The organism is Mesorhizobium sp. M7A.F.Ca.US.010.02.1.1 (assembly GCF_004023085.1).
Taxonomy (GTDB): Bacteria; Pseudomonadota; Alphaproteobacteria; order Rhizobiales; family Rhizobiaceae; genus Mesorhizobium.
On record NZ_RZRV01000001.1, the window covers coordinates 164,446 to 182,531 of the forward strand.

Consider the following 18,086-nt stretch of genomic DNA (forward strand, 5'->3'; position numbering starts at 1 on the left):
GCCACCTCTTGCCTATCATGCGCGAAGGCGCGACCTTGCTCGATCTGGCAAACGCTTCCGCCGAAATCCGCAAGGGAGAGAAAATCATGACATCATCCGATGTGGCCGTCATTGCAGGCGCGGGCGCTGGTGTGAGCGCCTCGCTTGCGCGCCTTCTCACCCGGGAAGGCTTTCGCGTGGTTCTGGCCGCCCGCAACGTCGAGAAGCTGGGCGCTCTGGACGATGAGACCGGTGCGCTGGCCGTTGAGACGGATGTCGCCGACGCTGCGTCCGTCGCCAGGCTGTTCGACACCGCCGACAAGGCCGGCCCGCTGGCGCTCGTGGTGTTCAACGCCAGCGCACGCACACGCGGCCCGATCGCCGAGCTCGATGCGGAAGCGGTCAAACAGGCATTGCTGGTCGGCGCCTATGGCGGCTTCCTGGTCGGCCAGCAGGCGGCGCGCCGGCTGCTTGTCCGGGGATCCGGTTCGATCCTGTTCACCGGCGCCACCGCCAGTGTGAAGGGCTTTCCCGGCTCGGGCGGCTTTGCCATGCCGAAATTCGGCCTGCGCGGCCTGGCGCAGTCCATGGCCCGCGAACTCGCCCCGAAGAACATCCATGTCGCCCACTTCATCATCGACGGCCAGATCGAGCCGCCCGGACAGGCAGCCGATCCCGACCGGCCGGACCGCCGCCTGTCGCCGGATGCCATCGCCGAGGCCTATCTCACAACCCATCGCCAGCATCGCAGCGCCTGGAGCTCGGAGCTTGAGTTGCGGCCCTGGGTCGAGACGTTTTGACAATCCAGCTGACCGGCGGGCGGGAAGTAATGCGATCCTTCCGCCGTTCCTTGCATATTAGGCAATGCTGATATTTTGTGGCGCTAAGCTGCTTATCCAATACATAAAAAGACATAGGGTAATATATACGTTTGTTTAACGCCGGTTGTGCATGTTGCAGCTTTCCCGGGTTAATTGAGAACGCGCATGTCGGTTACACGTCGTACACTGCTTGCGGCCGGGAGCGGCGGGTTGCTGATTTCACAAGCCCGGGCAGCCAGCACTCTGGGACAGCAGGCGGAGAGCGCCCCTCAACCTATCGCGAGCGGCGATGCATTGCGCATCGCAATGCCGGCCTTCGCTTCCAATCCGTTCTTCCCGGCCGACGGATCGGGGGACGATGGTATAGACATGGAACTGGCCCACGGCATCGCCGCGGCGCTTGGCGTCGAGCCGGTGTTCGACCGATCCGCCGCAACGTTCGACGATATTGTGAAACAGGTCAGTTCCGGACAGGCCGACCTGGCGATTGGCAAGCTCAGCCGGACGCTTCAGCGCGGCCGGTCGATCATCTATTCGCGCCCCTACGCCATGCTGCGGCAAGGGCTGATCGCCAACCGCCTCAACCTGGCGCGTATCGCGCAAGGCAAGCCGCCCGAAGGGATCGTCCGTGATTTCTCAGGCGATCTTGGCGTGATCGAGGGCTCTTCATTCGCCACTTATGCGGCCACGACTTTCCCGCATGCGCAAATCCACCGCTTGGCAAGCTGGGATCTGATCATCGATGCGATCCGAAACGGGACGATCGACATGGCCTATCGCGATGATTTCGAGATCAAGAAGCTGATGGTCGACGATCCGTCGATGACGGTCGTAGCGCGCTCCATCACGCTGACCGACAAGGTCGATACGATCGCAGTCGGCGTGCGGCCGGACAATCCGCATCTCGCAGCCTTTGTCGATCTGTATCTCGATCTCGCGCGGGGTCAGCAGGTTCTCAGCACGGACGAGATCATCGCCCGCTATCGCCAGGGGAGCAAAGCCTGACATGGCAATCTCCGAGTTAGCCGGACCCCTGCCTTTCGATTGGCGCCTGATGGCCAGGCGCATACTGCGATCACCCGTGACGACGATCGCGATGATTGCTGCAGGGATCCTGTGCGGCCTCTACTATCCAGATTTTGCCCATGCGATCAGCCCTGTCGCACAGCTCTACCTGAATTTCCTCAAGATGGTCGTCCTGCCCTATTTGGTCTCGTCGGTCATCTTCTCCATCACGGCGATGGTCCAGGACCCGAAATCGGTCCGCTACCTCGGCAAGGTGGGTATGGCCGTGCTGGTCGTGTCGTTCCTGAGCGTGCTGGTGAGTGGCACCTTGTCGCTGATCCTGCAGCCGGGCCAGATCGAGAATCCCCAGTCGCGCATCGAGCTTGGCGAGTTCATCAATTCGCAAGGCAGCGTATCCACCGATCTCGCCTTCCCGTTCCAGCCGCCAGCCTCCAATGGGGATCCCAATGGCGGGCACTCGATCCTGCTCGACCTGGTGCCGAACAACGTCTTCAATGCCCTGGCCTCGGGCCAGACCATTCAGGTCCTGCTGTTCTGCCTGCTTTTCGGGCTCGCGATGGGGAAGATTCCCCAGCCCTCGTCCATGAGCCTGACCCAGGCGCTCAACGCGGTCTACCGGGCCTGCACGGTGCTCACCAACTGGTTCATCTGGGGGTTGCCCTTTGCAACCTTCATCCTGATCGCGGACCAGACAGCGTCGACCGGAACCAAGCCGCTCATGCTGATGGGCGGTTACCTGCTGGTGATGGGTCTTTCCTGCCTTACATTCGTTGCCGGGGCATTTGCCATTATCGCGATCCGGTCGCGACGCAGCTACTGGACGACGATCAAGACCTGCCAGCCGCTTCTCATGGTGGCCATCACCACACGCTCCTCGGTCGCCTCGCTCCCATGGGTCATCAACCTGTTGGGCGAGCGCCTGCGGTTCAGCCTGGTGGTCGTCGAACTGCTCGTGCCGTTACAGGCGGCACTGCTGCGGACAGGCCCGGCACTGCTCTATACCTCGGGTGCGCTGTTCATCGCTCAGCTCTACGGCCACCAGCTTGCAGTCCCGGACCTCGTGCTCGTCGGTATCATCTCAGCGCTTCTCGCGCTCACCACCGGCGGCATGGGCAGCCTGCTCATCCTGTCGCAGATGTCCATCGTCTGCGGCTACCTGAAGCTTCCCTTCGAGGCGGCGTTCGTCCTGTTCGTCGCGGTGGATGCAGCCGTCGACACGTTCATGACGCTGGCCAGCGTCTGCACCGTCGCGGCGAGCACGGCAATGATCGCTCCCAGCCACAGGGAGGCGGCACAGCCTGAAACCGTCTCGGAACAGCTCGAAGCCGAGCCTGCCAGATGATCGACGACAGCATCCGTCCCCAGCTCGGCATTATCGGCGGTCTTGGGCCGCTTGCTTCGGCTGATTTCTACTTCAAGCTGACCCGGATGACCCAGGCGCTCAGAGACAACGAACATGTGCCTGCCGTGATCCTCAGTGTCCCGCAGCTGCCCGACAGGACCGAAGCGATCCTTGCCGGCCATGACGGGCCGCTGGCGCCTTTGAAAGCCGCGGTCGCGACGCTCAATGCGCTCGGCGTCGCCCGCATCGCGATGCCGTGCAACACCGCCCACCATTGGTACGGCCAACTGGCGGCGAATTCGCGCGCGGAAATCATCCATATCGGAGATGCTGTGGTGACGGAGACGCGTCGCAGCCTGGATCAGGGCCGGGTTGCTGTTCTCGCCACCCAAGGCACGCTGGTCTCCGGCTTCTACCAGGACAGGATGTCGGCAGCGGGATTTGAGCTCTGCCTTCCCGCGAACACCGAGTTTCAGGCCTGCGTCGACAGCGCGATCAGCCTCGTCAAGGCGGGTTCGATCGCGGATGCGGCGGTTGAAACCGAGCGCGCGCTCGACATCGCGCAAGCGGCCGGCGCCGATGCAGCCCTGCTCGGCTGCACCGAACTGTCGGTGGTGGCCGCCAGCCTCAACGATATCAATGGATTGGTCGTCATCGACAGCAATGCGGCCTTGGCGCGAGCCTGTCTGACACGATTGGGCTTCGGTGCCCAGGAAGCCCGCGGCCTGCCGACCGTATCGCGGCTGCCGGAACATGACCGATCGATGCGCGCCAGCTTGGCCGCACTGGTCTAGCCCTATGGATAGAACCTCATAGCATTTCGGAACCCGTCAGCCTTGGCGCGGCACGCCCTTGGCAAGCAGGTAGACGAGGTACGGCCCGCCAAGCAGCGAAGCGAACAGGCCGGCGGGCAGTTCGTAGGGAAAGGCCGCCATGCGCGACAGCCAGTCCGAGACGATCATCAGCAGGGCGCCCAGAAGCATCGCTCCGGCGAGATGGACGCGGGCGTGGGAAAAGCCCACCAGACGGGCAAGGTGTGGCGCGATCAGGCCGACGAAGCTCAATGGCCCGACGACCATGGCGGCCAGCGCAGTCAGCAGCGCGGCAACGATGATCAGCATCAGCCGTCCGCCGGCAACCGGCACGCCCAGCCCGCGTGCGCTGTCGGACCCGAGCGGCAGGATATCCAGCCAGCGGGCGGCAAGGAACAGCGGCAACGTCAGCGGCAACAGACAGGCGAGTGCTAGCCCTGCATCGAGCGCCGACGCCTGGCCGGTCGAGCCGCTCAGCCAGCGCAACAGAATGTAGGACTGCGCGTGGCCCATCGCGATCGTTGCGGTGATCGCAGCGCTGCACAGCGCGCTCATGGCGATACCGGCAAGCAGCAGCCGCTCGGCACCGAACTTTGCTTGTGCGGCAAGGGCCAGCATGGCAATCAAGGCCGCCAGTGAGCCCAGGGCTGAGCCGGCGAGCTGCCAGCCGAGACTGGCCGTGGCGCTGACCATCAGCACGGCTGTCAGGCCGGCACCGGCGCCGGTGCCGACTCCCAGCACTTCGGGGCTTGCCAGTGGGTTGCCGGTGACCCGCTGGATGACGACGCCGGCGGCCGCGAGCATGGCGCCGGCGGCGGCCGCCACGCCGATCCGCGGCGCACGCCACGCGGCGAGATCGGTTAACAGGTCTCCCCCAGCAATAGACCAGCCGTCCGGGCCACGCCCGACGACAAGCGCCACGATGGCAGCGACAAGCGCCAGCGCAAGCAGAAGCAGGATGATGAGCCAGGGCCGGCTGGCCTTGCGCGGTGCGGTACCATTCGAACCGAGATGCGGCCACTCGAAAAGGCGCAGCCGCGGCAACAGCCACAGCAGCAGCGGACCGCCGAGCAGGGCGGTGCCGGCACCGGTCGGAATGCGTTCGCCACCGGAACCGGCGGCCAGCTGTACCAGCCCGTCCGTCAGCCACAGCAGCACGGCGCCGATCAGCGGCGCGGCGATCAGTTTTTGGCGCAGTGTGCGGGCGCCCGAAAGCGTGGCCAGCGCCGGCGCTGCAAGACCGACGAACCCGATGACGCCAACCTCTGCCGCGACCGACGTCGCCATCCACACGGCAAGCGCGATGATGAGAAAGCGGCTTGAGTGACGGGCGACGCCCAGGCCGCGTGCCGAGGCATCGTCGAGACCAAGAATGGTCAGCGGCCGCAGCAGCATCAATGCGGCAACCACACCGGCCGCCAGCCTGATCGTCAGCGCGATGGTCGGCTCCCAGTCCTGCTGGACCAGCGATCCGCCGCCCCAGATGAACAGCGAAAACAGGTACTCGCCATTGGCGAGGATCAGTGCTGCGCTGACGGAACTGGCGGTCAGCGCCACCATCATCCCGGCGAGCACGATGGAGACCGGTTCCAGCCCGCGCCGCCAGGTCAATGCCAGCACCAGCAGCACCGCGGCGATGCCACCGGCGAAGGCGACCAGGCCCTGCGACCGCTCCATCAGCAGCGGTGCGTAAAGCGAGGCGATCGTCATGGCCAGTTGCGCGCCGGCCGAAATACCGAGCGTCGACGGTTCGGCCAGCGGGTTGCGCAGCACATGCTGCAACAGCAGGCCGGACAGGCCGAGCACCGCGCCGGCCAGCACCGCCACGGCGGCGCGCGGCAGCGTGCTGTAGACCAGGATGACGCTGTCGAGATCAATGCCGTCGCCCGGCGGTGCGGCCGGCCATTGCATGCCGACGCGCCATGCGAAGAGGAGGGCGGCCAGCGCCGCCAGGAAGCTCCACAGGGCGATTGGCGACAGCGCGGCACTCGTCGCGGTGCGATCGCTTATGGTGCGCTCAGCCATGGCTCTGCCCGGCAAGGGCGGCCGTCGCCAGACGCGCGAAGCGGCGTGCCGATGGCAGGCAACCGAAATGGTTGACCGGATCCAGCACAGCAACACGCCCCTGGCGGACAGCGGGTAGCGCGTTCCACAAGGCATTTGTAGGAAGCGAACGCCCGACATCTGCCGGCAGTGGCGAAACGATCAGGATCGACGCCTCGGGCACGCGCGCTAGCGCCTCCAGTCCGACGGGTGCCGCCGCGCTGTAGCTCGTCTCGTTGGTCCATGCATTGACCAGGCCGAGACGCGTCAGCACATCGCCGAACATGGAATCGCGGCCAAAGGCTCGAAAATGCCTGCTATCGCCGAGACTGATGACGAAGACCCGCGCGGGGGAGGGGGGCAAGGTGGCGCCAAGCTGCGTGATCTCGACCGCCGTCTCATCGACGTAGCGCTTCGCCTCGGCCTGCCGTCCCAGCTTTTCGCCCAGGGCCAGTGTCGCCGCCTCGGCGAGCGCATAAGGTGGCACGCCGGCCTCGTAGACCGTTTGCGCAAACACCGGCGCGATGCGTTCGAGCATCGGGCGCTGGTATTCGTAGAAATTGGAGATCACGATGAGATCAGGCGCGACGATGCGCAGCAGCTCGTAATTGGGCGCGCCGCGCAGCCCGAGATCGGTTGCCGATTGAGGAACCGCCGGCTCGACCGCGATCTTGCGGAACTGGATCAGTTCGGTCGCCGCCACCGGCTCGATGCCGAGCGCCAGCAACGTCTCCAGCATGCCCCAGTCGATCGCGGCAACGCGCATCGCCGCCGCCCTGGCGGCGACCGGTGGCAGCAATGCCGCGGCCGCCAGCGCAAGCACCTGCCGTCTGTTGGGCAGATGGATCATCACTGGCGGATTCGGCACATGGCTACCAAGTCGTATGCGCCTTCAGCTTGAATGAGCGGCCTTCGCCATAAGAACAGGCTTCGACAGTGGTGGTCTGACAACTGGAGACATAGGTTTTGTCGAACAGATTGGTGATGTTCAGATCGACACCCCAGGTCTCCTTGTCGTAGCCAAGCTTCAAGTCGGCCAGCGTGACAGCTGGAACCTTGTTGTTGTTTGCGTTGTCTGCCCATGAGGAGCCGACGTAGCGCAGGCCGCCGCCGATCGAGATGCCGTCGTACCAGCCGCCACGAAAAGTATAGTCGACTGAGGCGGAGGCCATCACCTCTGGCACGATGAACGGCGTCTTGCCAATCAGCGCCGGGTTGGCGTCCTTGGTGATATCGATGTCATAGGCGGTGAAAGCGCCGGTGAGCCGGAAATCCTCGGTGACGTTGACCTTGCCTTCCAGTTCTATACCGCGTGAGCGCACTTCGCCGGTTTGCAACTGCGTGAAGAAAGTAACGTTCGACGGTACATTCTGACGGGTCAGGTCAAAAAGCGACAGGGTGAACAGGCCATCGACAAAGGTCGGCACATATTTGACGCCGACTTCGTACTGCACGCCCTCTTCCGGCTTGAACAGATTACCGTTGGCGTCGGTGCCGATGAGCGGGTTGAAGAAGGTGGCAATGCTGGCATAGGGGGTTACGCCATTGGCAAACTCATAGGCGAGGCCCGCGCGACCGGAGAAGTCGCCGACAGTCTGGTTCTGCGTGCTGGAACTCGCCGAGTAATATGTCGGCCGATTGTCGGCGTCGAGCCAGCCACGGTCGTAACGGCCGTTCAGCGTCACCAGCCAGCCGTCGCCGAAGCGCAACTGGTCCTGCGCGTAGAAGCCGAGCTGCTTCTGGGTCAAGTCCTGATTGAGGTAGCTGACTCGTGGCGTCAGTGGCGCGCCGTAGATTGGGTCGAAAGCATCAATGGGAGGGGTTGTGCCGAAGAGCGCCGACGATTGCACCTGGTCGATGTTGTAATATTTGTAGTCGATGCCGGCCAGCAGCGTGTGTTCCACAGCGCCTGTCTCCACCTTGCCCTCGATCTGCAGGTCCGACAGGAATGTCGTGGCGTCGGTATCGTGACCGAAATTGATGCGATTGAGCTGCGTCGCGCTCGCCCACCCGTTGGCGTAGACGTTGACTTCATTAATCGAGGCCGCACTGAGGCGCATGTTGGAACGCACCGTCCATTGGTTGTCGAAAGTGTGCTCGAACTCGTAGCCGATCGAACCTTGCTCGCGCTTGTAGAGATCGACACTCGGCTCGGTAAAATTGGCATCTGGGTCGATTCGACCGTAATTCACGCCGCCGATAATCCGATCCGTTACAGTGCCGATGTAAGGCAGGAAGCTGCCGCCATTGTGGTTCTCGTCGATGTGGCTGTAGTTGGCCAGTACCGTCAGCTTGGTCTGCTCGTCGGGCTGCCAGGTGATGCTGGGCGAAATGAAGCCGCGCCAGCCATTCTGCAAATCGCTGTAGGTGTCGCCGCCGGCGACTTTGCCCGTTACCCGGTAGCTGACAACACCATTGCCGTCGACGTCGCCGATGTCGAAGCCCAGATAGACATTGCCGGCATCGTTGACGCCGGTCTCGATATAGCGCTGCCTGCCATCCGGTCGCTTGCTGACATAGTTGACGAGGCCGCCGGGATTGCTGCCGCCATAGAGTACGGAGGCCGGCCCTTTCAGCACTTCGACTCGCTCGAGGCCGAAGCTGTCGACGTAGAAGCCGCCAAAGGCGTAGCTGAACAGTTGCAGCCCATCCATGTAGGTGCCATCAGCCGTGGCTTGGAAACCGCGGATGAACAGCCAGTTGGTGTCGCTGTCCGGGCCGAAGGGCTGTGCGAACACCCCGGCCGTGTAGCGCAAGGCCTCGTCGACTTTCTGTGCGCCCTGGTCGTCGATCTCTTGACGTCCGACCACCGACACGGATTGTGGGATATCCTTGATGTCGGTCGCCGTCTTGGAGCCGGTCCTGCTTTTTTTGGCGACGACGCCTTTAACCGGTCCGGTCGCGCCATCGCCGGCCTCGCCCTCGACCACCACCGGTTCAAGCTGGGTGCTGGTTTGCACCGACTGCGCCAACGCGGCCATTGGCGGGATCATCGCGGCTGCGGCGACGCTGGCCGCCAGAAGCGCCTTCATCAGGTAAGTTCTGCTCATCAGGAAAGTCCCCGCCTGTCGATATTGAGATACCTGATTATTTATCTCAACTTATCTGCTGGTCATTGGACGGAATTGGGCGGTTTGTCCATTCTTGTCCAAACGAGGGACATCGCGGTGTGATGTTGCGGAAATGTCACTGGCGACTGGTGCTCCTCATCCAGGCGCCGGGTGTCACGCCGACAATCGACTTGAACACACGCGTCAGATGCGCCTGGTCGAAAAAACCCGTTGCCTCGGCGATGTCGCCAAGTGAAGCGGTGCCACGCGCCATCATGGCCTTGGCCCTGTCGACCCGCGCCTGCATCTGCCAACGATGCGGCGGCACGCCCGTCGCCGCCTTGAAGGCGTGACTCATCGCGGTTTCGGACAGGCCGGTCAGCGCGGCGAGGTCGGCAAGCCGGATCCTTTCCAGGCAATGCGCGTCGATGTAGTCGGTGACGAGGCGCAGCTTGCGGCGCGACAGCGGCGACCGCCGCCTAAGGGTATCAGGCCGGTCGATCTGGAACAGGCTTGCGAACAAGGCATTGAGCAGACCCTCGCCATAGAGATCATGCAGGGGCCGGTCGCTGCCGCATTCGGCGGCGATCAGGCCGGCAAGCATGGCGATCCGGTCGTCGCGAAACTGGAAGCGCGACATCCGCAAGGCCTCGTGGTCAAGGCTGCGGCCGAAGCGGCGCGTCAGCACTGCGGCGTCGAAATGCAGGTCGAGATGCCGGATCCGCCGCAGCCCCTCGACCCGGCCGCGGATCGGCACGCCGGCCGGTATGTAGGCCATGGAAAAAGCCTGGTCGTGGCGGCGCAATTCGCCCTTGGCGTCTTCGACGAAGAAAGCGCCATCGCCATCCACATCGAGCGCGACGAACAGCCGGGGGTCGGGAGAGACGTAATAGCCTTCGGCCTTGTCACCGCATGAGACATCCCAGAGGTCGGCGACCACGCCGTCCCAGACATGCCATTTCAGGTCGCCAATGACTGAAAAGCCCTCAATCCGGCTTTCCATGCGCGCAACGAAGGTCAAGTCCTGTGATCCCAGCCATAATACATGATAAAAACCATCATGTTTATGCCCGGTTAGCGACCCCACCGCAAGTGCTTTGCGGCTGCTCGAAAATCGGCCGGAACCAATGCCGCTGGGGCAATCGGGCCTCAAACACTTTCGAGGTATGTCTCGATCTCGAAATCGCTGACATTGAGCGCGAACGTGTTCAATTCCTGGCGTTTGCAGGCAACGAAGGAGTCGCGCAGGATGGCTGGAAAAATCTCCGCCACATGCGTCCCGCTCTCGAAGGCGGCGATCGCCGACGCCCAGTCCGGCGGCAGCTTTGCCGGCGGAAGTCCCTGGCCGTCGGTGCCGATCGGATCGCCTGGCGATATTTGTCTTTCAATGCCCGTCAGTGCGGCGCCCAATATGGCCGCTAGCACCAGATAGGGATTGGCGTCGGCTCCCGAAACGCGATGCTCGATGCGGCGCGCACCGGTTGGCCCGCCGGGAATGCGGATCGCGACCATACGGTTCTCATAACCCCAGGCGACTGCGGTCGGCGCATAGGATCTCGGGCGCAGCCTGCGGTAGGAGTTGAAGTGCGGCGCGAACACCAGCGTGCTTTCGGCCATTGCCGCAAGCAGGCCGCCGACCGCATGGCGCATGGTCTCAGAACCCTGGTCGGTGCCGTCATCGAAGACGTTGCGCCCTTCGCCGTCGATCAGGCTGAAATGAACGTGAAAGCCGTTGCCGGCCCGGTCGCCATAGGGCTTGGCCATGAAACAGGCGGCAAAGCCGTGCTTGCGGGCAATGCCCTTCACGGTGCGCTTGAACAGCACCGCATCGTCAGCCGCCCGCAAGGCGTCCGCGACATGGTTCAGATTGATTTCGAACTGGCCGACGCCGTTCTCGGCGATGGCCGTGTCGACGGGAATGCCTTGCGTCCGGCAGGCCTCGTAGACGTCATGGATGAAGGATTCGAAGTCGTCAATCTCGTCGATCGACAGCGCCGCGTCGGAATCGAGGCGGCGTCCGGTCACCGGCGAGACCGGTCCGACCGGCCGCTGCGACTGCGGATCGACGAGGTAGAATTCGAGTTCCGTTGCCGCGACCGGAGTCAGGCCCAAGGCCTTGTAGCGATCGAGGATGCGGGCCAGCGCCCGTCGCGGGTCGCCGAGATAAGGCGCGCCGCTTTCGTCGGCGAGCCAGAGGGGGACAAGCGCCGTCGGATGCGCCGTCCAGGCCACCGGCAGAATGCCGCGCCCCGTCCACTGGCACAGTCCGTCGGCATCGCCGGTCGAGAATACCAGTGTGTTGCCTTCGATGTCCTCGCCCCAGACATCGAGCCCGATCAGCGAAAAAGGCATGCGCAGCTTGCCTTCCAGCGCCTTTCTTGCCTGCTCGACGGGAATGCGCTTGCCGCGCATGATGCCGTTGAGGTCGCACACCGCGGCTCTCAGGCTCTGGATGTCGGTCCTGCTATCAAGCCAGTTCAAAACGTCCGCAATTGCATCGCTCAATTTATGACCTCTGGTTTTCGAAGGTGCCGCAACCTGACCGGCTGCACTGTCCCTGATAAAAATAGCTTGTGAGTTTTAGGAAAACAGACTTGGCTGTCGCCAAGCGCTTTTCCTTATTTTTTCAAGTCACTAGCCGGGATGTCGGGAGGCATTTCAAAACCAATTGCGCGATCTGCGATCGCAACATAGAGGCAAGAGGCCGGAAAGCCAAGTGGCGTCGCCCGAATCCGCACAAACGCGACGCGCATCAGTTTCTCGCCTTCGGAAATCTCGCCTGCTGCAGTATGTGCGAGGCCCCTTCGTCGATGTCGCGCACGATGGCAGCGCGGGCGCGCTCGCCATCCTGGGCCTCGATCGCAGCGACGACTTCCTCGTGAAAGTCGATGTCGAGGATGGAGGCGAGGTTATCCTCGAAACCCATGGCAAGGTTCCTGAGGAAAGGGCCGACCTGCATCCATACGGTTTCGATCAGGAAGATCATCTGCTCGTTGCCGCAATGGCGATAGATCGAGAATTTGAAGTCGTGGTTCTTGCGCAGGTAATCATCGATATCGCCTTTGCGGGCCGCCAAAGTCAGGTCGGTGGCGTGGCGTCGGATCGTGCGCAGATTGTTGCCATTGATGCGTTTTGTCGCCAGTTCGGTCGCCGAGCCTTCGAGGATAGTCCGCACCGCGGTCAATTGCGAAAACCGCTCGGCCGATATCGCCGGCACTTCGACGCTGCCGTTCGGCATCGGGCTGAGCGCCCGCAGCGCCTGCAGCCGCATGAAGGCGCTGCGCACCGGCATGTCGCTGGTGCCGAGTTCCCTTGCGAGTTTTCGCGACGTCAGCTTCTGGCCCGGCGTGAACTGGCCGGACATCAGCGCCCGCACAAGTTCCAGATAGACTTTTTCATGCAAGGGAACGGTGTCGACGGCGGTCAACCCGAATTGTGTTTTGTCGGCCATTGGCGGGGCGCTGCTTCATCGGTTCAGAAATCTGTGCGGCCGGCTGGTTTCGCCGCTGGGGATTCTGCGTGGCCGAGCCCGGCGAGAACGCCGAAGTCAGCGACTTATCAAGCACATGATAGACGCTTCGATCGTTGCGCGGCAAGCCGACGCGTCGCACCAAGGCCGACGGCTTGATTGTCAGGCATATGGCGTCTCTGCCACGCTGTGCAAAACGGTCATCACAAATCTTGACCTCGCATGCACTTGCACCTCTGGCCGCTGTCTGGCTTTTTGGGCTACCCATCGCAACGGAGTGATTCGCATCATGCCGCTCGATTGCAAGGTTTCAAGGCAGTCTGCGGGTGGGTCGTGAAGCGCGCGCAATTGGCGAAGGAGACACAGGCATGGCCGAGTTCAAGAAGCCCGAAATCTCCGAGATGAGACCCAAGATCACCGTGATCGGCGTTGGTGGCGGCGGTGGCAATGCCGTCAACAACATGATCGCGGAGCAGCTTCAGGGTACTGAATTCATCGCCGCCAACACGGACGCCCAGGCGCTGACCATGTCGAAGGCGTCCAGGCTGATCCAGCTTGGCGCCCACGTCACCGAAGGATTGGGCGCCGGATCGCTTCCCGAGATCGGCCGCGCCGCGGCCGAGGAATCGCTCGACGAGATCATGGACCATCTGGCCGGTACGCATATGTGTTTCGTCACCGCCGGAATGGGCGGCGGCACGGGAACCGGTGCGGCTCCAATCATCGCCCAGGCGGCACGCAAGGCCGGCATCCTGACGGTTGGTGTCGTCACCAAGCCGTTCGCCTTTGAAGGCCGGCGCCGCATGCAGATGGCCGAAGAGGGCATCGAGCGGCTCCGCGAGAGCGCCGACACGGTGATCGTCATCCCGAACCAGAACCTGTTTCGGATCGCCGATGCCAAGACCACCTTCGCCGATGCGTTCGTCATTGCCGATCGGGTGCTCTATGCCGGCGTCAGCTGCATCACCGACCTCATCGTCAAGGAAGGCCTGATCAATCTCGACTTCGCCGATGTCAAATCGGTGATGCGCGACATGGGCCGCGCCATGATGGGCACCGGTGAGGCCTCCGGCGAGGGTCGGGCGATGAAGGCGGCCGAAGCCGCGATCGCCAACCCGCTGCTCGACGAAGTGTCGATGAAAGGCGCCAAGGGCGTGCTGGTCTCGATATCGGGCGGCAGGGACATGACCCTGTTCGAGGTCGACGAGGCCGCCACCCGCATCCGCGAAGAGGTCTACGAGGATGCCGACATCATCGTTGGCGCCATCTTCGACAAGGGCATGGAAGGCCGCTTCAGGGTCTCGGTCGTGGCGACGGGCCTCGACCGTGCTTTTGGCGCCGAGGATGCCGAAGCCGGCATCGCACGCGACCACGCCGGTCAGCCGGCGCGGACGCTTCAATAAGTCATATCGCGCGTTTATCCTCGCCAAGAGGTAATTTCTCGGGGGAGACATCGCTGAATAGCAATTGCATTGCCGACGGATCAGATTGACTGGCGCAACTATTGTGTTCAGCTGTATCGATCTCTGTACGGTTGCTGCTACAAGAATCCGTCATAGACGGCCATCTATACTGGCTACCCGTATCGTTCGAGCGACGAGAGGCGCGGCTTGGAATTCGACTTGAAAACCATCGAAGCGCTCGCGCCCGATCAGGCGTCGTTGAGCGCCGCTTCCAGGTTGACCAGGCAATCGAACTGGCCACGGCTCGAAAAGAGCGATCAGCTGGGGCTCCTCTGGGGGGAATGCCAGGGTTCCGGCTCCAATCCCTATCGTGTGGTCGTCGACACCGGCGACCATGGCTACAAATGCACCTGTCCGTCGCGGAAATTTCCCTGCAAGCACACTTTGGCGCTGATGTGGATTGCAGCCACCACGCCGGCCAGTTTTACCGCCGCAGGCTCGACCCCGGAATGGGTGAATGATTGGCTCGGCCGCCGCAGGAAGGCCTCGCCACAGCCGGCGGCGCCAGCGCCCGGTGCGGGAGGCAAGAGCATTGGCGAGGCCTCGCGCGACGACGGAAGCGCAGACATCGAGGACGCCGCTGCGGTCGAGCGCCGCGAGGCAGCGCAGCGCAAGCGGACGCTGGATACGCAATCCGCGGTGTCGGCGGCGTTGGATGAGCTGGATCAATGGATCGCTGACCAGTTGCGGCTTGGCCTGGCCGGTTTTGTCGACAACAGCAGTGACCGTTGCCGCCGGATTGCGGCACGGCTGGTCGACATGAAGGCGACAGCGCTTGCCGGCCGCATCGACGAGATTCCGTCACGGCTGATGGGGCTGCGCAGCGAGGAGCGCCCGGACGCGGCGCTCCGCGAACTCGGCAAGCTTGTGCTGGTGGTCAAGGCCTGGCGATCGACACCAGGAGACGCCGAACTGAGGCGGCTCGTATCGACGTCCGAAAGCCGTGAGCAGGTTCTGGCCAATCCCGATGCCAAACAGGTCGAAAGCGTCTGGGAGGTGCTTGGCGAGAAGATCGAGTCGCGCCGTGACGGTCTCGTCAGCCATTCGACCTGGCTCCTCGACCTGAAGAGCGCGAGCCCGCAATTTGCTCTCTTGCTCGACTATTTTCCGGCCTCGGCCGGTCGCCGGTCGAACGCCTTCACACCGGGCGACCGGTTCGATGCCAGGCTGGTCTTTTACCCGGCACGCCAGCCGCTGCGGGCCTTGGTGGCGGACCGCAAGGGCGACGTCCCGACAGGTGAGTGGCCCGATTTCGGCTTTCACACAGCCGATCCGCTCGCGGCGCATGCTGCTCACCAGAACGCAGCCCCTTGGCTCACCGATTGTCCTGTCATGCTGCCGCCCGGCGCGATCCTGCTGGACGATCGGGGCGCCGCCTGGTGGCAAGCCGCCGGCGATCCGCATGGTATCGCCTTGCCGATTGCCGACACCGTCAATCCAACGCTGCTTGGGCTGGACCTTATGGCAACGGCAGCACTTTGGAATGGCAGCCGGCTTGACCTGCTGGCGGCGCAAAGCGGTTTCGGTAGGCTTGACCTGTCGTGAACGAGATCGAGCAGACCGGCCTGGCGGCCATGCGCGACTGCTGGATCACCGGCGGGATCACCTTCGACCTGGCTCCGGGCGCGTGGAAGGAGATCGCCGGCGGTGCCAGCCCCGACGAGCGCGAACGCCGGCTGCTGGCGATCGCCGCACAAGCTCTCGACATCGCCTTGCGGCCAGCCGCGCCAAAGACGCTGAAACGCCGCCCGCAATTGCCCGAACTCGCCTTGCCGATGCTGCCGGAACGGCTGCGGCCGCTATTGCGAGCCGCGCTAAAGCATGCCGCCGACACAAGAAGCAAGTCGCGTGTGGTCACGCTCGTCTCCAGCCGCGGCTTCGTGCTGCATCCGATGGACTGGATGCCAGCCGCGTCGGATCAGAGCAGTCCGGACGTCTATGCACCCTGGATCGACTGGCAGGCAGGCGCGGACGGCGAAAAACCTGCAAGCCAGGAGCATCTGACGGTGGAAAACTGGGATGACTTCTATCCCGCCGCACGCCGCACCGCGCTCGCCGATATGCGCCGCACCGCACCGGCTTCGGCTAGGCAGCTGATCGAAACCAAGGCATCCGGCGAGCCGGCGGAAATCAGGATTGCACTCGTCGACCTGTTGCGCTTCGGCCTGGGCGCTGATGACGTGCCGTTCCTGAAGAGCCTCTCCGCCGATCGTTCCGGCAAGCTGCGCGAGCTCGCTGGCCGGTTGCTGGCAAGATTGGGAGAGCACGGCTCGCCAGGCGATGGCGGGCCGGAAGATCCGACGGCCGAACTCGCTGCCTTCATCGCGGAAGGCAAATCCGGCTTCATCCGCCGCCGCACCACCTACACGCCGGCAAAACTCAAATCGCCGGCGCAGGAAAGACGTCGCGCCGAACTGTTCGAGACCTGCAACCTGGTCGACCTCGCCACGCGCTTCGGCACCACCGAATCCGAGTTTATCGGGGCGTGGCAATTCGGCGCTGAGAACAATGCCGATATCCTTGTTGCCCGAATGGTCGCGGCGTCGGGCAGCGACGCCGCGGTGACGCACATGGCGGATATGCTTGTCGCCGAAGGTGGCAAGCCCGCACTCTTCGTCCTCCACCTCATGGCGCGTCTGGACAGCCGCAGGAAGCGCGTCCTGGTCAGGTCGATCCTGAAGGACACGCAACATCTCGGCGCGCTCAATCTGGCCGAGGGCCTCGAAGCAAGCTGGCTGGAATGGGCCGACCTGACAAACGGCCAGACGCTCCCGGCGCTTCGCTCCGCTGTTGCAGGAAACGATGACGCTGTGAAGCGGGGCGTCGACCAGCTCCTGGAAACTATGGGCTTTCTCGCCACGGCGGCGACGGCGGAGAAATTGATCGGAGACGTCGTTGCGGGCGGTATGGCGCCGGCAGCGCCTTCACTCGGTCTTCTGCGCCTCAACGCAGCGCTGGCCGAGCCTTAACTGACACATGATCAATCCGGAGAACAGCTAATGAACGCAGCCATCCGTCTTCCGGTCGAGCAGGCCTATGCCGCCGAATTGCAGGCGCTCTCGCGCAATGACGAGCGGCAAAGGCCTGCCGGATGGAGCCTTTCGCCAAAGGCGGTCCTTACCTACCTGCTCGGCGGAAAGGCTGACGACGGGACAGTGATAACGCCGAAATATGTCGGCCGGCGCCGGCTGATGGAAACCGCGGTGGCGACGCTCGCCACCGATCGCGCGCTGTTGCTGCTGGGTGTCCCCGGCACGGCCAAATCCTGGGTGTCGGAACATCTCGCCGCCGCCATCATGGGCGATTCGACCCTGATCGTGCAGTGCACGGCTGGTACCGACGAGAACCAGATCCGCTATGGCTGGAACTACGCACAGCTTCTGGCAAAGGGCCCAAGCCAGGACGCGCTGGTGCCGACGCCGCTCTACCGCGCCATGCAGGACGGCAAGCTTTGCCGCCTCGAGGAGCTGACGCGCATGGGCTCCGATGTCCAGGACACGCTGATCACCGTGCTGTCCGAAAAGATGATGCCGATCCCGGAACTCAACACCTCGATCTACGCGCAGCGCGGCTTCAACATCATCGCCACCGCCAACAACCGCGACAAGGGCGTCAACGAGCTGTCCTCGGCGTTGAAGCGCCGCTTTAACGTCGTCGTACTGCCCTTGCCCGAAGACATGGCGGAGGAAGTGGCGATTGTCTCCAAGCGGGTCGGCGAGATGGCCGGCGGTCTTGACCTGCCGGTGCCGAAGAATGTCGGTGAGGAGATCGCGCGCGTGCTGACCATTTTTCGCGAGTTGCGCTCCGGCGCTACAGCCGACGGCAAGGTGACGTTGAAGACGCCGTCCGGTTCGCTGTCCACGGCCGAAGCCATTGCCACCATGGTCGGCGGCCTCAGCCAGGCGGCCTGGTTCGACAGCGGCAAGCTCGGCGCCGAAGGTCTTGCCGCCAGCCTCGTCGGTGCGATCGTGAAGGATCCGGTGCAGGACAAACTGGTGCTGGAGGAGTATCTGGAAACCGTGCTCAAAAAGCGGCCAGACTATGCCGGCTACTACGCGGCCTTGAACGCGGCGATCTGACG

The 18,086-nt window shown here is 63.4% G+C and carries 14 protein-coding genes; 8 read left to right on the forward strand and 6 right to left on the reverse strand.

Annotated features, from left to right (window positions below; all coding sequences use genetic code 11):
* The first annotated feature begins 86 nt into the window (after positions 1–86).
* From EOA19_RS00800 to EOA19_RS00815, 4 genes are all read left to right on the forward strand, one after another.
* Positions 87–779 carry an SDR family NAD(P)-dependent oxidoreductase gene (locus tag EOA19_RS00800; RefSeq protein WP_128302407.1) on the forward strand — a complete coding sequence of 231 codons (693 nt, stop codon included), beginning with the start codon at positions 87–89 and terminating at the stop codon, positions 777–779.
* 186 nt (positions 780–965) lie between these two features.
* Positions 966–1,805: a transporter substrate-binding domain-containing protein gene (locus EOA19_RS00805; RefSeq protein WP_031212267.1), complete on the forward strand. Its 840-nt coding sequence runs from the start codon at positions 966–968 to the stop codon at positions 1,803–1,805.
* A gap of 1 nt (position 1,806) precedes the next feature.
* A complete protein-coding gene (locus tag EOA19_RS00810) occupies positions 1,807–3,168 on the forward strand; it encodes a cation:dicarboxylase symporter family transporter (protein WP_128302408.1) in 1,362 nt (453 codons plus the stop codon).
* Entirely contained in the window at positions 3,165–3,962 is a 798-nt protein-coding gene (locus EOA19_RS00815) for an amino acid racemase (protein ID WP_023808776.1), read from the forward strand. The genes EOA19_RS00810 and EOA19_RS00815 overlap by 4 nt, the downstream gene beginning before the upstream one ends.
* A 36-nt stretch (positions 3,963–3,998) precedes the next feature.
* Here the strand turns inward: EOA19_RS00815 and fhuB are convergent, their stop codons facing one another.
* The 6 genes from fhuB to EOA19_RS00845 form a co-directional block, all read right to left on the reverse strand.
* Positions 3,999–6,005 (reverse strand): Fe(3+)-hydroxamate ABC transporter permease FhuB, encoded by a 2,007-nt coding sequence (gene fhuB, locus EOA19_RS00820; protein WP_023808775.1) that lies wholly within the window; start codon positions 6,003–6,005, stop codon positions 3,999–4,001.
* Positions 5,998–6,873, reverse strand: coding sequence for an iron-siderophore ABC transporter substrate-binding protein (locus tag EOA19_RS00825; RefSeq protein ID WP_128302525.1), 876 nt, complete (start codon positions 6,871–6,873; stop codon positions 5,998–6,000). Before EOA19_RS00825 ends, fhuB begins: the two co-directional genes overlap by 8 nt.
* A 22-nt stretch (positions 6,874–6,895) precedes the next feature.
* Positions 6,896–9,073 carry a TonB-dependent siderophore receptor gene (locus EOA19_RS00830; protein ID WP_245486018.1) on the reverse strand — a complete coding sequence of 726 codons (2,178 nt, stop codon included), beginning with the start codon at positions 9,071–9,073 and terminating at the stop codon, positions 6,896–6,898.
* 136 nt (positions 9,074–9,209) lie between these two features.
* The gene (locus EOA19_RS00835; RefSeq protein ID WP_023808772.1) at positions 9,210–10,094 is read right to left on the reverse strand and encodes an AraC family transcriptional regulator; all 885 of its coding nucleotides are present in this window, start codon (positions 10,092–10,094) and stop codon (positions 9,210–9,212) included.
* Positions 10,095–10,222: 128 nt separating this feature from the next.
* The gene (locus tag EOA19_RS00840; protein ID WP_127268594.1) at positions 10,223–11,578 is read right to left on the reverse strand and encodes a glutamine synthetase family protein; all 1,356 of its coding nucleotides are present in this window, start codon (positions 11,576–11,578) and stop codon (positions 10,223–10,225) included.
* A gap of 247 nt (positions 11,579–11,825) precedes the next feature.
* The gene (locus tag EOA19_RS00845; protein ID WP_023808770.1) at positions 11,826–12,524 is read right to left on the reverse strand and encodes a GntR family transcriptional regulator; all 699 of its coding nucleotides are present in this window, start codon (positions 12,522–12,524) and stop codon (positions 11,826–11,828) included.
* A 386-nt stretch (positions 12,525–12,910) separates the two neighbouring features.
* Here EOA19_RS00845 and ftsZ point away from each other — a divergent pair, with 386 nt between their 5' ends.
* The 4 genes from ftsZ (at position 12,911) to EOA19_RS00865 (ending at position 18,084) form a co-directional block, all read left to right on the forward strand.
* The gene (ftsZ, locus tag EOA19_RS00850; protein ID WP_023808769.1) at positions 12,911–13,945 is read left to right on the forward strand and encodes a cell division protein FtsZ; all 1,035 of its coding nucleotides are present in this window, start codon (positions 12,911–12,913) and stop codon (positions 13,943–13,945) included.
* Between the two features lie 219 nt (positions 13,946–14,164).
* Complete coding sequence (locus EOA19_RS00855) at positions 14,165–15,550, forward strand: SWIM zinc finger family protein (RefSeq protein WP_245486020.1); 1,386 nt, start codon at positions 14,165–14,167, stop codon at positions 15,548–15,550.
* The gene (locus tag EOA19_RS00860) at positions 15,547–16,974 is read left to right on the forward strand and encodes a DUF5691 domain-containing protein (protein WP_128302410.1); all 1,428 of its coding nucleotides are present in this window, start codon (positions 15,547–15,549) and stop codon (positions 16,972–16,974) included. The genes EOA19_RS00855 and EOA19_RS00860 overlap by 4 nt, the downstream gene beginning before the upstream one ends.
* 30 nt (positions 16,975–17,004) lie before the next feature.
* On the forward strand, positions 17,005–18,084 hold the full coding sequence (locus tag EOA19_RS00865; RefSeq protein ID WP_023808766.1) for an AAA family ATPase: 1,080 nt from the start codon (positions 17,005–17,007) through the stop codon (positions 18,082–18,084).
* Positions 18,085–18,086 lie beyond the last annotated feature (2 nt).